A 15,962-nucleotide genomic window follows, 5' to 3' on the forward strand; every position below is an offset into this window, starting at 1 on the left:
GCAATCCATCTGGCTCAAAGCCCAGAGGAATAAAGGGAGGAAACAGTCAAATGAGATCGGCACTTAAAAACACGGCCGTCGTCGCGGCCGCTTTCGCGGGCCTTACAGTCGCCACGTCATCCGGCGCTCATGCTGAAGACCTGACGCTGTGCTGGGCCGCCTGGGACCCGGCAAACGCCCTGATCGAACTGAGCCACGATTTCGAGGCCAAGTCCGGCAATGTCATGCATTACGAGTTCGTGCCGTGGACGAGTTTTGCCGACCGCATGCTCAACGAGCTGAATTCCGGCGGCAAACTGTGCGACCTGATGATCGGCGACAGCCAGTGGATCGGCGGCGCCGCCGAAAACGGCCAGTATGTGAAGCTCAATGATTTCTTCGACAAGGAAGGGATCAAGATGGAGGACTTCATTCCGGCGACCGTTGTCGGTTATGCGGAATGGCCCAAGAACACCCCCAATTATTGGGCAATGCCCGCCTTCGGCGACGTTGTCGGCTGGACCTATCGCAAGGACTGGTTCTCCCGTCCGGAGCTGCAGGCCGAGTTCAAGCAGAAGTACGGCCACGACCTCGCCATACCCAAAAATTGGGATGAGCTGACCCAGATCGCCGAGTTTTTCCAGGGCCGGGTGATCGACAGCAAGACGGTCTATGGCGCCGCGATCTATACCGAGCGCGGATCTGAAGGCATCACCATGGGCGCCATGAACGCGCTCTACAGCTACGGCTTCGAATACGAAAACCCCAAGAAGCCTTATGAGCTGGAAGGTTTCGTCAACTCCCCGGGCGCCGTTGCCGGCCTTGAGGAGTACAAGAAGCTCTACAAGTGCTGCACCCCGCCCGGCCATTCCGACGCTTATATGACCGAGGATGTCGACGCCTATAAATCCGGCCAGGTCGCCCTTCAGATGAACTTCACCTTCACCTGGCCGGGCATCAATGCCGATGCCAATGTCGGCGGTGACAAGTCGGGTTATTTCCCCAATCCGGCCGGCCCCAACGGCATCCAGTTTGCCCAGCTTGGCGGGCAGGGCATCTCCGTTGTGGCAGCCTCCAGCAAGCAGAGCGCCGCGCTTGATTATATCAAGTGGTTCGGCCAGCCCGAAATCCAGCAGAAATGGTGGAAGCTCGGCGGTTATTCCGCCCTGCGCAAGGTGGTTGAGGATCCGGGTTTTGCCTCCAGCCAACCCTATGCCAAGCCCTTCCTGGACTCCATGGCGATCGTGAAGGATTTCTGGGCTGAGCCCTCCTACGCCTCGCTGCTGCAGGCCACCCAGAAGCGCTTCCACAACTATGTCGTTGCCGATCAGGGCACGGCCAAGGAGGCCCTTGACGGCCTGGTGAAGGACTGGACGGAGATCTTCAAGGACGACGGGAAATACTGACCCCCGCATCCGCCCGCGCTTTTCAGGGCGGGTGAATTGAGGTCACGGCAGGGCCGGTCCGATCAGATCCACCGGCCCTGTTTTCTTCCCAGTCAAGGAGATCACCATGCTCCAATCGCAGATCGATCGGATCGCCCGAGCGACGCCCCCTGCATTGGCGGCCCGCGTCCGGGGGCTTTCTGATCGCGCCATCGCGTGGCTTTTTGTGGCGCCCTCCATCCTGTTGCTGCTCGCGATCAACATCTTCCCGTTGATCTGGACCATCAGGCTGAGTTTCACCAATTACCGGGTCAACCGGCCCAACCAGGCCCTGGAATTCATCGGCCTGCAGAACTACACCCGCATCCTGACCGACAGCGATATCTGGCTGAGCATGCAGGCGACAGCCCATTTCCTGATCTGGACCATTGCCCTGCAGGTTCTGATCGGCTTTTCGCTGGCATATCTGATCAACAAGAAATTCCGCGGCAACAATCTCTGGACGACCATCATCGTCCTTCCAATGATGCTCAGCCCGGCGGTTGTCGGCAATTTCTGGACCTTCCTCTATCAGCCGCAGATCGGCCTTTTCAATTACGCCGTCAGCTTCGTCAGCGGCATCAGCCCGTCCAGCTTCTCGATGATCGGCAGCACGACGCTCGCCCCCTGGGCCATCGTCATCGTCGACACCTGGATGTGGACGCCCTTTGTCATGCTGATCTGCCTTGCCGGGCTGCGCTCCATCCCCACCAGCATCTATGAAGCGGCGGAATGCGACCGGGCGAGCAATTGGCGCCAGTTCTGGACCATTACCTTTCCGATGGTTCTGCCCTTCCTGATGCTGGCCGTTCTTTTCCGCGGCATCGAAAACTTCAAGATGTTCGATCTGGTCGTGCAACTGACCGGCGGCGGTCCCGGCTCCATCACGGAGCTCACCTCCATCAATCTCAAGCGCGCCGCTTTTGAGCAATGGCGAACGGGCTACGCCTCGGCCTATGCGGTCATTCTGTTCGTGACGGTCTTCGGCCTCGCCTCGATCTATGTCAAAGCGCTGAACAAGGTAAAACAGAGATGAGCAGCTATTCTGTCGCCGAACCGTCCGGCGCGCAAAAGCTGGTCGCGGGCGCTCTTGTCATCCTTTACGCCTGCATCACCAGCCTTCCGCTCCTGTGGATCATCGCAACCGGCTTCAAATCGCCGTCCGATGCCATCGCCTATCCCCCGAAGGTCATCTTCGAGCCCACCGTGGAGGGGTACGTCAACCTCTTCACCACCCGCACGCGCATGCCGCAGGAGCAGCTGGATGCCCTTGGGCCCCCGCAAACCTGGTACGACAAGATCGTGCGCAAGGACGGTGTCATCATCACCGGCGCTTCGCGTTTTGCCGGGCGCTTCTATAATTCCGTCATCATCGGATTTGGCTCGACGGCCCTGTGCATCGTGCTGGGAACCGCGGCCGCCTATGCCTTCTCTCGCTTCAAGGTGCCGTTCAAGGACGATCTGCTGTTCTTCATCCTGTCGACCCGGATGATGCCGCCGATTGCCGTGGCAATCCCGATTTTCCTCATGTTCCGGCAGCTCGGCCTCAGCGATACCCATGCCGGGCTCATCCTGCTCTATACGGCCGTCAACCTGTCGCTGTCGGTCTGGCTGCTCAAGGGCTTCATCGACGAAATCCCGGTGGAATATGAGGAAGCGGCCCTTATCGATGGCTACACACGCTTCCAGGCCTTCTACAAGGTCGTGCTGCCGCAGGCGGCGACGGGCATCGCCTCGACCGCGATCTTCTGCCTGATCTTTGCCTGGAACGAATATGCCTTTGCCGTCCTGCTGACCTCGGGCACCGCCCAGACGGCGCCCCCCTTCATTCCGACCATCATCGGCGTCAGCGGGCAGGACTGGCCGGCCGTTGCCGCCGGCGCGACCATCTTTCTGGTCCCGGTCATGGTCTTCACCATCCTTCTGCGCAAGCATCTACTGCGCGGCATTACCTTCGGAGCGGTGCGGAAATGAGCAATTTTCTGAGCCGGTTGTTTCATCTGCGCCGCGATGCCTGGGAGATGGTTGCCTCCACCCTGATCGCGCTTGGCGTTCTGATGCTGATGCAGCCGCTTTCTCTCAGCCTCTTCTCCTATTCCTTCCTGGTAACGCTGGTGGGGACGGTGATGTTCATCATCGTCAGCCACTTCCCGGAGTAAGATATGGCCCAGATTAGAGTTCAGAATCTGCGCAAGGATTTCGGGTCATTCAGCGCGGTGAAATCTTCCACCTTCACCGTCGAGGATGGCGAGTTCTTCATGCTTCTTGGCCCCTCGGGGTGCGGCAAGACCACCACCTTGCGCATGATGGCCGGCCTTGAGCTGCCGACGAGCGGAGAGATTTATATCGGCGGCGAAGAAGTGGGGATGAAGCGGGCAAGCCAGCGGGACATCGCCTTCGTCTTCCAGATGTTTGCCCTCTACCCGCATATGAATGTGCGCAAGAACATCTCCTATCCGCTGGTCAGCCAGGGCATGAAGCGGGCTGAAGTTGCCGCGCGTGTTGCCGATGTTGCCCGCATCCTCAAGATCGAGAACATCCTCGACAAGCCGGTGGGTGGCCTGTCCGGCGGTGACCGCCAGCGTGTCGCCCTTGGTCGTGCCATCGTGCGCAACCCGAAGGCTTTCCTGATGGATGAGCCGCTGGGGGCGCTCGATGCGGAATTTCGCGAGCACATGGCTGAAGAGCTGCGGGCGCTGCATGACCGCATGGGCGCCACCACCGTCTACGTCACGCATGACCAGCTGGAAGCCATGCAGATGGGCGACAAGATCGTGGTGATGAACCACGGCGTGGTGGAGCAGTTCGGCCGGCCACAGCAGATCTATGACTGGCCGGCCACCAGGTTCGTGGCTGCTTTCATCGGTTCGCCACCGATGAATTTTCTGGAGTTCGAAGGGTCGATCGCAGCGGGCGGCAGTCAGGTCACCCTCGGCGGACAGGGCGTGCAGGTCCCGGTGTCCCGCGAGGGCCTGTCCGGCAAGCTCACTCTGGGCGCGCGGCCCGAACACACACGTTTTGACGAGCATTCCGCGCTTCGGGGCCGTGTGCTGGCGACGGAATATCTGGGCACGACGCAGATCGTGACCGTCCGGACCGATCACGGCGAAATCAAATCCCGCATCCCGTCTAACCAGCACGCCCGTGTTGGTGAAACGGTCGGCCTTTCCTTCGATGCCAGAACCCTGACCCTGTTCGATTCACTGACGGGAAGGGCGCTGCTCTCCGAAGCCAATGAAGGAGTTCTTGGCCATGTCTGAGATCGTCCTGCAAAACATCACAAAGTCCTTCGGATCCGTGACGGCGCTCGACGATGTGTCGATGACCGTGCCGGACGGCTCTTTCGTCGTGCTGCTGGGGCCGACGGGCGCGGGCAAGACCACAACCCTGCGCATCGTCTCCGGCCTTGAAAAGCCGGGCAGCGGCGATGTGCTGATCGGCGGCAAATCAATGCGCGGGCTCACCCCGGCGCAGCGCAATGTCGCTATGGTGTTCCAGCAATATTCGCTCTATCCGCATCTTTCGGTGCGGCAAAACCTTGAATTTCCACTCAAATCTCCTTTGCTGCGAACCCCGCAGCAGGAGATCGACCGGAAGGTAAATGCCGTCGCCGAGATGCTGCAGATCTCCCACAAGCTGGATAACAAGGCGACGGCGCTTTCCGGCGGCGAAATGCAGCGTGTCTCCATTGGCCGGGCGCTGGTGCGCAATCCGCAGGTCTATCTGATGGATGAACCGCTGAGCTCGCTGGACGCCAAGCTGCGGGCGGACTTGCGCATCGAGCTCAAGAACATCCAGGCTAACTCCGGCGCCACCTTGCTCTATGTCACCCATGACCAGATCGAGGCGATGACCATGGCCACCCATGTCGGCGTGCTGCATGAGGGACGGCTGGTACAGTTCGGCTCGCCGCGCGAAATCTATGAAGAGCCGGTCAGCCTTTATGCGGCGGGGCGCCTCGGGCAACCGCGCATCAACGTCATCCCGGCCGGGCTTTTCGCTGGCGCTCCAGCAAAGGCCACATCGATGGGCCTGCGGCCGGAGCACATCCGCCAGGGGAAGGGGAGGAAGCCGAGGTGCTCCGGGTGGAGCATCTGGGTGACCAGACGCGGCTCCATCTTTCCTTCAGGAAACACACACTGGTGACCGTTACCGATCCGCACACCGCGATGAAGGGCGGGGACACCATCAAGATACAGCCGGAAAAGCCGCTCTATTTCGACGCGGCCGGCATGCGCCTGCTTTAAGGGGAAACCTCCATGTCGCAGTTCATAAACAACAGGGAAAATGCGGTCACGGAAGCCATCGACGGCGTGCTTGACGTCTCCGGTGGCACGCTGGCCCGGCTGGATGGTTATCCTCACATCCGTGTCGTGGTCCGCTCCGACTGGGACAAGAAGAAGGTCGCCGTCATTTCCGGCGGCGGCTCCGGGCACGAGCCGGCCCATGCCGGTTTTGTCGGTAAGGGCATGCTGACGGCGGCCATTTGCGGCGATGTGTTTGCCTCGCCCAGTGTCGACGCCATCCTGGCCGGCATTCTGGCGGTTACCGGGCCGGCGGGCTGCCTGCTGGTGGTCAAGAACTATACCGGCGACCGGCTGAATTTCGGCCTGGCGGCGGAGCGGGCGCGGGCCTACGGGCTCAATGTCAGCATGGTCATCGTGGATGATGACATCGCGCTGCCGGGCCTTGCCCAGTCGCGCGGCGTCGCCGGCACACTCTTTGTCCACAAGATCGCCGGCGCGCTGGCAGAGCGGGGGGGCGATCTCGAAGCCGTGGTTGCCGGCGCCCGGCGTGCCATCGCCAGCATCAGCACCATCGGCATGTCGCTCGATACCTGCACGGTACCGGGCTCGCCGAAGGAAAACCGCATCCCGGACGGCAGTGCCGAGCTGGGCCTTGGCATCCATGGTGAAGCCGGCGTCGAGCAGATCGAATATTCGACGGTGAAAGCCGCCGTTGCGGCAATGACCGAGCGCCTTGCCGCCGTGATGGGCGACCGGCCCCATGTCGCGCTGGTCAACAATCTTGGCGGCACCTCGGTGCTGGAAATGTCGATCATCGTGCATGAGCTCATCAAATCGCAGATCGGGGACCGGATAGCCCACGTCGTCGGTCCGGCGCCGATGATGACCTCGCTCGACATGCAGGGCTTTTCCATCTCGGTCTATCCGGCGGAAAAGGATGAGCTGGAACTTCTGACCGAGCCCGTGGCGCTGACCGCCTGGCCGGGTGTCGTAACCCTCAAACCCAGAAAAGTGCTGGCCTTGCCGGATGGCATCACGCCCATTACCCCGCTGCCATCCCGGCATGAGCCAACCCGCCAGTTCATGCTCGCCTGCTGCAACCTGCTGATCGGCGCGGAAAAGGATCTGAACGCGCTCGATGCCAAATCCGGCGACGGCGATACCGGCTCAACCCTGTCGGGCGCCGCCCATGCGCTCATCGCTGCGCTCGACCGCCTGCCGCTCTCGGACCACACCCAGCTCCTGCGGGCCATCGGGCAGGAACTCAGCCAGACGATGGGCGGCTCCTCGGGCGTGCTGCTGGCCATCTTCTTTGCGGCGGCAGGAGACGGAGCCTCCAGCGGCCTCACCATGCGCGATGCCCTGAAAGCCGGCCTTGCCCGCATGCAGGAGATCGGCGGCGCCAATGTCGGCGACCGGACGATGGTCGACGCGTTATCGCCAGCCCTCGACGCCCTCAGCGAGGGCATTGCCGCCGCCGCCGCAAAAGCCCGCGCCGGCGCCAACCTGACCGCTACGCTTCTGCAAGCGAAAGCCGGACGGGCGGCCTATATAAACGCCAAACAACTGGAAGGCCACATCGACCCCGGCGCCGAGGCAGTGGCCCGGCTTTTCGAGCATCTGGCGAGCCGCGAGGACGGCAGCCAAACCCGTTAAAAACAAACTGGCGGAGGCCTGACAGAGGGTAGTTGAGACGTTTTTCCTCAACTGCCCCTTTTTCTTGATGGCTAAGGTTGATGCGCCACAACTGGCGTCGGAAGAGCCATTTTGGCAATGGCTGACGCCCAGTCTCCCGGCCGATCCTGCCTGGCCATCTTCTGCGCCGGGTACCAGCGATTGTGATCACCAAGCCCCCATCGCCACTCGGCAAAGAACTGCAAGAGAACTTCCGATTTCACCCCGGCGAGACCGGCAAGGTGAGCGAGCGAAGTATCCGATGTGATTGTCAGTTGCGCCAGCGCCATGGCGGCGAGGCTATCCTCGAACGGCACGGCTTCATCAAGATCTGCCATAACCGTCATGCGATCCTGAAGCCCCGCCGGCACATCGCGCTGGATGGAGAAAAGTTCAATTTCTCCGTCCGCATGCCGGCGCAGCAGGGGTTCCAGCATTTCAGGCGACAGCGAACGCCCCTCATCCATGGACTGCTTTGTGTTACCCTGCCAGGCCAGCACAATCAGCGGCCGGTCCGGATATTTTCTCGCGTTGCGTACCCGTTCGATATGCGCCGGCATAGCAGACAGCTGTGGCCAGGCGGCGGGCGGTTGCGGCGATGAGAGCAGATGGGGAAGCTCATCGAGGAGAACCGCCGCATCAACCCCCTCAACTTCATCGCTCACAGGCTGCAATCGCACGCGTTCCAGCTGGAGGCTGCGGGAGAGCAGGGGGTAGAGCGCATCCGGTATCCGCAAGACGAACTGACGTTCCGGCGCCCGGGCAACAACCTCCGGCAGCCACCGTAAAAACATGAGGAAGTCACCCAGGCCTTGACAGCACTCGACCACGCACGCTGCCGCTCCGGGCGGGGGCCACTGCTGTTTGCGGTGCCATGGCAGGCCGAGCGCCGGCATGAAGCGTGTACCGGTTTGCCCTTCCTCCTGCTTCCACTTCACATAGGCATGCCAGCCTCGGGGTGTCAGCTCCAGTTCCAGAGCCGTTGCCGCTGACCGGATGTCACTCTCATCAGTCTGTTCGCTCAGCGTAAGGCTTTGTTCCGCCACCTGTTTGAAAGCGACCCAGTCGCCTTTGAGCTTCACAATCCGAGCAAGGGCGGAAAGATAAAGATCCTCCCGGCCCGGCACTTTTTTAAAAAACTGGAGCCTCTCCTCAGCCAAAGGAATGTTGCTTGTCCTTATTGCGGCATTAAGCTCGGCCCTGGCGACAATCGGCTCGCTGCGCACGCTTTCAAGGCGGGTCCGAACAAGTTCGAGCACCTCATCGTAACGCTCGTTAAGGTCCAGCCAACTGAGAATGATCAGCTGAAAATCCCGCTGATTTTCCGCGCCCGGAAGGGCCCGCAATATCTCGATTTCGCGCCAGGCGGCCTCCCTGTCCCGCAGAAAGCATAAAACCAACGCCAGATTGACCCTGGTGGTGGTTGAAGTGGGATCCAGCTTCAAAGCGTCTTCAAGGGCCTCGCGGGCAGTCTGATGGTGCTGGGCCCCAAGGTTGCGCATGACAAGCGCTTTGAGGATCAATACCGCTACGGGATTTTGGACGGCCGCTTCAAGCTGCGTCAAGGCTGCCAGCGCCGGAGCCGCACGCCGCTGACGCGAATAGGAAAGTGCGAGAATTTTAAGGGCTTCGGGGTCGTTTCCCGCCTGCCTGGCCGCCCGAATGGCGCGGACAAGATCATTGCAGCGAAAATAACAGTCCGCCGCCAGAGTGAAATATTTCGGCGCCTCTGCCTGGGAAAGACGCCCGGCGGCCCTGAGCGCCAATTGACCTGCCTCAGCGTAATCCTTCGCAGCCAGCGCGGCCCTTATTCGAGTATCTAGCGTCATCTGAACTCAAGCGGAAATGGAAGATATGTTAGCCGGAAATCCCGTGATTTCAATAAAGGGAATGGCAAGGCTGGACCATAGCCATCGCTTCGGCGAGAGCACTTTTCGCGCCTGCGGCAAGATTTTTAATTACCATAATATAAATTATCAAACTTAATAAATCACGTATCCTTAGCCCAAGGCATCCATCCACAGCTCATCCAGCGCACCTGAACCGCTCCACCAGCATCACAAATCCTGCGCGCTCCACTCTCCCCCAACGCCCTCAGCAAATAATCCATGCCATAAAGAATGGCAATGACGCTAAATATTAATCACATGGCGCACACTTATTAATCAAATCATCCTGTTCATCAGGATAACATCCATATAATTACAATAACGAGTGCGCCTCCCGACAACGGATATTCCTGCCACACCCCCTAAGCTCTCACCGTCCAACGCAGCATGCTGCAAACAATCAAACGACGGAGCGGGCAATGAACAGGACTGGATCGGGTTGCTCCCGGCTGCTGCGCAAGGCGTGGCTGGGCATGATGGTGACGGGGCAGCTGGCCGTGGCCACTGTGGTATTTTCAGCGGCGCTGCCGGTGACACCGGCCAAGGCGGCAGCACCTGAGGCCTGTGCGGCCCTGCAAGCCAAATATCCCGCCCTGAAGGGCAAGACGCTGGTCAACGCCGTCAACCCGCATACCCCGGGGTATGAAGCGCTCGATCCGAACGACCCCAGCAAATATATCGGTTTCGACATCGATCTGGGCGAAGCCATCGGCGACTGCCTCGGCTTCAGCCTTACCTACAAGCCGGTCACCTTTGCCGCCCTGCTCACCACGCTTGAAGCCGGCCAGGCCGATATCGTGATCTCCGATATCTACGCCACCAAGGACCGCGCCAAGGCCGCCGATTTCGTCACCTATCTCAAGGTGTTCGACGGTGTGCTGGTCGCCAAGGGCAATCCGAAGAAGATCACCGGCATCAACACCTCCATGTGCGGGGCGGTTGCGGCCGAAAATACCGGTTATGTCGAAGTGCCGCTGATCCAGGCGCTGGAAGCGGATTGCAAGGCCGCCGGCAAGCCGGCCCCGGAAATCCAGCTCTATGACAACAACGCCAACTGCATCCAGGCCATCCTGTCGGGCCGTGCGGACACCTATATCAACGACGCCAATACCGTTGACGGTGCGGTCAAGGCCTATCCCGACAAGCTGGAGAAGGCGACTGCGGTCACCCTGCCCTATTCCGTCGGCATCGCCGTACCGCGGGGCAAGACCGATTTCCGCGACGCCGTGATGGCCGCGCTGAGCGAAATCCAGAAGTCCGGCATGCAGGCCGAGCTCATGAAGAAGTGGAACCTGCCGGAAGACCAGATCGAGGCACCGAAACTCGTCCTCGCCGATTGACTCCGGCCGGCGGTCGGCCCCGCACGCGGGCCGGCCGCCTTTTCCGGATGCGACACCAGTTCCAGCGGCAGTGCAGGTGAAGGTCCCCCATGGATCTGTTCTTGAAATATGTAAGCCAGCCCTACCTGGTTACCGGCATAGTCTACACGCTTCTCATCACTGTGCTGGGCCTTGCCGGCGGGACCGTGATGGGCACGGTCCTGGCCGGCATGCAGCTCAGCCGGTTCCGCGCACTTGCCCTTCTGGCGCGCGCCTATGCCATCATCTTCCGGGGCACGCCGCTCATCCTGCAGATGATCTTCTGTTACAACGCCCTGCCGATGATCGGCATCAAGCTGACAGCCATTGAGGCGGCCGGCCTGGCGCTGGCGCTGAACGAAGCCCCCTTCATTGCCGAGATCATTCGCGCCAACATTATTGGCGTCGACCGCGGACAGGTGGCTGCGGGACAGGCGCTGGGCATGACACCGGCTGCCATCATGCTGCGCGTAGTGGCGCCGCAGGCCATTCGCTCGATGGTGCCGGCGCTGGGTAATGAGGCGGTCAGCGCCCTCAAGAACTCCTCCCTCGCCTCTGTCGTCTCGGTGCAGGAACTCACGCTGCGCAGCACACAGCTTGCCTCCGCTACCTTTGACTTCTTCTCCATCTTCTTCGCCTCCGGCCTCATGTATCTGGTCCTCACCGGTGCCATCGCGGTGATCCAGATCGTGATCGAGGTTTTGCTCGATCTTGACGGCCCCTCTCCGCAGGCGCGCCTTGCCCGGCTGCTGCCCTGGAAGCGCCTGCCGGTCGAGTTGCCCGCCGGGCCGTCTGCCGCCGCGCCCGAAGCCGTGACGACCACGACGGAGGCGACCTCGCCGGCCCCGTTGCAGCCGGCATCAGCCAGAGCGGCCCGTGCGCCGGACCGAAGGCGCCGCGCAGCCACGCTTGCCAATAACGGCCTTGCGCTGGAGATCAATGATCTGGGCAAGAGCTACAATGGCCGCCCGGTTCTGAAGGCACTTAATCTCGATGTGCGCCTTGGCGAGGTTGTTGCCCTGCTGGGCCCCAGCGGATCGGGTAAAAGCACGCTTCTGCGCTGCATCAACCGCCTGGAATTCTGGGAGAGTGGCACCATCCGCGTCACCGGCCGGGCTATCGACCGTGACGAGACCGGGCGGGCGCTCTCCCCGCGCGGCATTGCCCATGCCCGGGCGGCTGTCGGCGTCGGTATGGTGTTCCAGAACTTCAATCTCTTTGGCCACCTCACAGCCCGCGAAAATGTGGCCGGGCCGCTGCGCTGGGTGCAAGGCCTCTCCCGGCTGGATGCCGACCAACGTGCCATGGAACTGTTGACGCGTGTCGGCCTCGCCCACCGGGCCGATGCCCTGCCCCGACATATGTCGGGCGGCCAGCAACAACGGGTCGCCATCGCCCGCGCCCTTGCCCCAAACCCGGCCATTCTGCTGCTTGACGAGCCAACCTCGGCCCTCGATCCGGAACTGGTCAGCGAGGTGCTGGAAGTAATCCGCCGTCTGGCGGTGGAAGACGGGCTGACAATGCTCATCTCCACTCACCAGATCAGCTTTGCCCGCGATGTGGCCGACTGGGCGATCTTCCTAGCCGATGGCGCGATCGTCGAGGAAGGGCCAGCCGAGGAAATACTCACCCGACCGCAAAATCCGCGTACCGCGCAGTTCCTGCAGATCGTGGCCGAGGAAGAAGCCGCCGGCTGATGGCCGACGCCTGTCCTCTCGAAAATTCCAGAAAGACCAAGCGGAGAAGAACCATGAAACACCACAGGCTGCCCGCGACGCCGGACACCGTGCACTGGGGGTATTTCAGCAAGACGCTGGAGCCGAAACTGACCATCCGCTCGGGCGACACGGTGACCGTCGAGAGCATCACCCATCATGCCAATGACGATTATAACCGCATGATCAAGGGCGATGCGGCGGCGGAAGAGATCTTCCTGTGGACCGCGGAGCAAAAGACCATGCGCCGCAGGGGTGCCGGACCGGAAACCGGACCGTTCAGGATCGGCTCCGGCGAAGGGCTTGGCGTGCATCTGCTCACCGGCCCGATCGCCGTTGAAGGCGCCGAACCGGGCGACGTGCTGGAGGTGCGTGTGCTCGATGCTTATCCGCGCCCCAGCGCCAACCCGGACTATGCCGGCCGCTTCTTCGGCTCCAACCCCTCCGCCAACTGGGGTTTCCAGTATCATGATCTGGTCGAGGGGCCGAAGCCCCGCGAGGTGGTGACGATCTACGAGCTCGACATGCAGGCCCCGGCCTCTGTCAGCGCGCTCTATTCCTATCTCTGGACGCCGCAGACCGACCCTGACGGCGTCGTACATCCCACCATCGATTATCCGGGCGTGCGCGTCGACCACGCCACGATCACGAAGAAGGAAGGCATTCTTCCCGGGGTAAAGGTGCCGGCGCGCCTGCATTTCGGCACCATGGGGCTGGCACCGGCCGAAGCGGATTTCGTCAGCACCATTCCGCCCAACTATACCGGCGGCAACATGGATGACTGGCGCATCGCCAAGGGCGCCCGCATGTATTACCCGGTGGCCGTGGCCGGCGCGCTCTTCTCCTGCGGCGATGCCCACGCCACCCAGGGCGATAGCGAACTGAGCGGAACCGCCGTTGAAATTTCACTGACCGGCGAGTTCGAATTCATCCTGCACAAAAAGGCCGATCTCGGCGGCACGATCCTGGAAGGGCTCGACCATCCACTGCTGGAAACCGACAAACTCTGGTCGGTTTATGGCTTCAGCTATGCGCGCTATCTCACCGAACTGGGGCCTGACCACCAGCAGAAGATCCTGGAAAGCTCCAGCCTCGACCGGGCGATGCGCGATGCCTTCCGCAAGCTGCGCCGTTTCCTGATGACGGTGCACAAGCTTTCGGAAGACGAGGCGATCTCGCTCATGTCCATCGCCGCAGACTTTGCGGTGACCCAGGTGGTGGATGCCAACTGGGGCGTCACCGGATCCTTGCGCAAATCTGTCTTCCAGGGCCGATGATCTACACTCTGGCCTCCGCTTCTTCGCAGGTGCAATATGGCGAACTATCGCCATCCGCCGGCACGCCCGACGTGCCGGCCCCTGCCGGGGAAGAGAGGATGAACATCAGGCAGTTCGCCAGTGAATCCTATCCGCAGGCCACGCGCCGCAGCGCATGGCAGGATCTGCTTGGCGAGCTGAACCTGAAGTCCGACCAGCCCGGCGACCACCCGCAGGCCTTTGCAACCGCAGCATTGCGGGGCAGTACGGAAGGACTGACGCTGGCCCGCCTGACGGCCGGCGACCAGACCCTGCGCCCATTGAACCAGCGGGCCCGGATCCTGGCGGCGTTGCTGCCGCTGGATGAGGAGTTGACCCTGCGGCTGGACGGAGCGGAGAACAAGGTTCCGCCCGGCCAGTTGATCATCCTGCCCACAGGCGCCCCTTGGGAAACCGGCTTGCAGAAGAGCGGCCGGGTGATCGTCCTTAGCGGCGGGGAGCGGGCCTTCCAGGGCCGGCGCGCCGGCTTCCGGCCAGCAACAAAACCTCTCATCCTCGCCCGCCAGGGGGTGGCGGCCGTGCTCATCCGCGCGCTGGAAGCCGGAGCGACGGAACTCGATCAACTCTCGCAGACGGACTGGCAGGCGCTGGAGCAGGTTTATGCCGACCTGCTGCTGGCGGTGACGAGTGAGGCCGAGAGCCTCGACGCTGCTGCCACGCCCGGCCATGCCGCCCTTTTCAACCGCGTCACTCTCAGCATCGAAAAACACCTGCAGGACCCGGACCTGTCGGCAAGCCGCATCGCGCGGCTGGAAGGCATCTCCGACCGGTACCTGCAAAAACTCTTCGAGCAGAATGGCGAGAGCTTCGGCCACTATCTGCGTGAACGGCGCCTGCAACGTGCCCGCGCGGCACTGGTCGCTCCCGGCGACATCCGCACCCCGGTAGCCGAGGTTGCCTATAACAGCGGCTTTGGCGATGCCGCCAATTTCAACCGGCTGTTCAAGGAACGCTTCGGCATGCCGCCCGGCGCCTTCCGCAGCCACCATACCGACAGGGCGGAGATACCGGCCACGGAACAGCGCGGCTGGCCTGTAAAGGCCCTTGCCGGCAAAAAACCGGCCTTGCGGGTTGAGCCTTCAGCAGGGCCGGGCAGTTTTGCAAGACCGGCGGAAGGGGCAACCGACCATCGCCTCACGGCCACTTCGCAGACGGTTCACTGGGGTTATTTCAGCCGGTCGCTGCGACCGGTGCTGGAGATCGAGCCGGGCGACACGGTAGAGGTGGAAACCTTGACCCAGCATGCCTCCGACGATCCGGAGCGCATGATCAAGGGCGACAAGAGCGCCGAGGACGTCTTTTTCTGGAGCAAGGACCACAAGGCCGTGGACCGGCGCGGCGCCGGCCCCATCGATGCCTCCATCTTCGGGCGCGGCGCCGGCGAGGGCTTCGGCGTGCATATCTGTACCGGACCTATCCATGTTAAGGGCGCCGAGCCCGGCGATGTGATCGAGGTTCGCATTGATGACATCCGGCCGCGCCTCAGCGGCAATCCGGCTTTTGCCGGCCGCTGCTTCGGCAGCAATGTCGCCGCCTGGTGGGGATATCATTATGGCGAGCTGCTGGAGGAGCCAAAGCAGCGCGAAACCGTGACGATCTACGAGATTCTTGCCGATGCGGGCGACGGATACGCCAAAGCGCTCTACAGCTATCGCTGGGCGCCACAGACTGACCCGTACGGGGTCGTGCACCGGACCTATGATTATCCCGGCGTCCCCGTTGATCCCGAGAGTGTCGATCTGCGCCTTGATCCGATGCCGGAGGTGCGTATTCCGCTGCGGCCGCATTTCGGTGTCATCGCCCTCGCCCCACGCGAGGTCGATCTGGTGGATTCCGTGCCTCCGGCCTATTTTGGCGGCAATCTCGACAACTGGCGGCTCGGGCGCGGCAGTGCCATCTACCTGCCGGTGTCGGTCACCGGTGGCCTGCTCTCCATCGGCGACCCGCATGCCACGCAAGGGGATAGCGAGCTTTCGGGTACTGCCATCGAGTGCTCAATGACCGGCCGTTTCACCATCCAGCTTCACAAAAAGGGCGGCCCGCTTTCCGATCTCACCTACCCGCTGATCGAAACCCCGGATGAATGGATCCTGACCGGTTTCAGCCACCCCAATTACCTCGCCGAATTCGGCGCCACCGGCCAGGGCGAGGTCTATGCCAAATCCTCGCTCGACCTTGCGATGAAAGACGCCTTCCGCAAGGCCCGGCGGTTTCTCATGGGCACCCACGGGCTGGATGAGGACGAGGCCGTCTCCCTCATGTCCGCCGCTGTCGATTTCGGCGTGACGCAGGTGGTGGATGGCAATTGGGGTGTCCACGCCATCATTCGCAAGGCGCTTTTTAACCGCTGATCGGGCCAA

General features: G+C 61.9%; 11 protein-coding genes and 1 pseudogene. 11 read left to right on the forward strand and 1 reads right to left on the reverse strand.

The genetic code is table 11. From position 1 onward, the window contains the following. The first annotated feature begins 50 nt into the window (after positions 1-50). The 7 genes and pseudogenes from QTL98_RS22015 to QTL98_RS22045 all read left to right on the forward strand — a co-directional run bounded on the left by QTL98_RS22015 (position 51) and on the right by QTL98_RS22045 (position 7,306). Complete coding sequence (locus QTL98_RS22015; protein WP_445682294.1) at positions 51-1,385, forward strand: ABC transporter substrate-binding protein; 1,335 nt, start codon at positions 51-53, stop codon at positions 1,383-1,385. 106 nt (positions 1,386-1,491) lie between these two features. Continuing rightward, entirely contained in the window at positions 1,492-2,439 is a 948-nt protein-coding gene (locus tag QTL98_RS22020; protein ID WP_445682295.1) for a carbohydrate ABC transporter permease, read from the forward strand. Next, on the forward strand, positions 2,436-3,377 hold the full coding sequence (locus QTL98_RS22025) for a carbohydrate ABC transporter permease (RefSeq protein WP_445682296.1): 942 nt from the start codon (positions 2,436-2,438) through the stop codon (positions 3,375-3,377). The genes QTL98_RS22020 and QTL98_RS22025 overlap by 4 nt, the downstream gene beginning before the upstream one ends. Further along, complete coding sequence (locus tag QTL98_RS22030) at positions 3,374-3,562, forward strand: hypothetical protein (protein WP_445682297.1); 189 nt, start codon at positions 3,374-3,376, stop codon at positions 3,560-3,562. The genes QTL98_RS22025 and QTL98_RS22030 overlap by 4 nt, the downstream gene beginning before the upstream one ends. A 3-nt stretch (positions 3,563-3,565) precedes the next feature. Next, positions 3,566-4,663, forward strand: a complete 1,098-nt coding sequence (locus QTL98_RS22035; protein ID WP_445682298.1) for an ABC transporter ATP-binding protein — start codon at positions 3,566-3,568, stop codon at positions 4,661-4,663. Next, positions 4,656-5,650 (forward strand): annotated as a pseudogene (locus QTL98_RS22040) (ABC transporter ATP-binding protein). The gene QTL98_RS22035 and the pseudogene QTL98_RS22040 overlap by 8 nt, the downstream one beginning before the upstream one ends. A gap of 12 nt (positions 5,651-5,662) precedes the next feature. Continuing rightward, a complete protein-coding gene (locus QTL98_RS22045) occupies positions 5,663-7,306 on the forward strand; it encodes a dihydroxyacetone kinase subunit DhaK (RefSeq protein ID WP_445682299.1) in 1,644 nt (547 codons plus the stop codon). Positions 7,307-7,377: 71 nt separating this feature from the next. Here QTL98_RS22045 and QTL98_RS22050 read toward each other — a convergent pair whose 3' ends face one another. Further along, complete coding sequence (locus QTL98_RS22050; protein ID WP_445682300.1) at positions 7,378-9,153, reverse strand: tetratricopeptide repeat protein; 1,776 nt, start codon at positions 9,151-9,153, stop codon at positions 7,378-7,380. A gap of 533 nt (positions 9,154-9,686) precedes the next feature. Between QTL98_RS22050 and QTL98_RS22055 the strand changes: the two genes are divergently transcribed. The 4 genes from QTL98_RS22055 to QTL98_RS22070 all read left to right on the forward strand — a co-directional run bounded on the left by QTL98_RS22055 (position 9,687) and on the right by QTL98_RS22070 (position 15,953). Further along, complete coding sequence (locus QTL98_RS22055) at positions 9,687-10,553, forward strand: ABC transporter substrate-binding protein (RefSeq protein WP_445682909.1); 867 nt, start codon at positions 9,687-9,689, stop codon at positions 10,551-10,553. Positions 10,554-10,642: 89 nt separating this feature from the next. Continuing rightward, positions 10,643-12,268 carry an amino acid ABC transporter permease/ATP-binding protein gene (locus QTL98_RS22060; protein WP_445682301.1) on the forward strand — a complete coding sequence of 542 codons (1,626 nt, stop codon included), beginning with the start codon at positions 10,643-10,645 and terminating at the stop codon, positions 12,266-12,268. A 53-nt stretch (positions 12,269-12,321) separates the two neighbouring features. Continuing rightward, on the forward strand, positions 12,322-13,563 hold the full coding sequence (locus tag QTL98_RS22065) for an acetamidase/formamidase family protein (RefSeq protein WP_445682302.1): 1,242 nt from the start codon (positions 12,322-12,324) through the stop codon (positions 13,561-13,563). Positions 13,564-13,661: 98 nt separating this feature from the next. Continuing rightward, positions 13,662-15,953, forward strand: a complete 2,292-nt coding sequence (locus tag QTL98_RS22070) for an acetamidase/formamidase family protein (protein WP_445682303.1) — start codon at positions 13,662-13,664, stop codon at positions 15,951-15,953. Positions 15,954-15,962 lie beyond the last annotated feature (9 nt).

It is taken from the genome of Radicibacter daui (assembly GCA_030657355.1).
Taxonomy (GTDB): Bacteria; Pseudomonadota; Alphaproteobacteria; order Radicibacterales; family Radicibacteraceae; genus Radicibacter; species Radicibacter daui.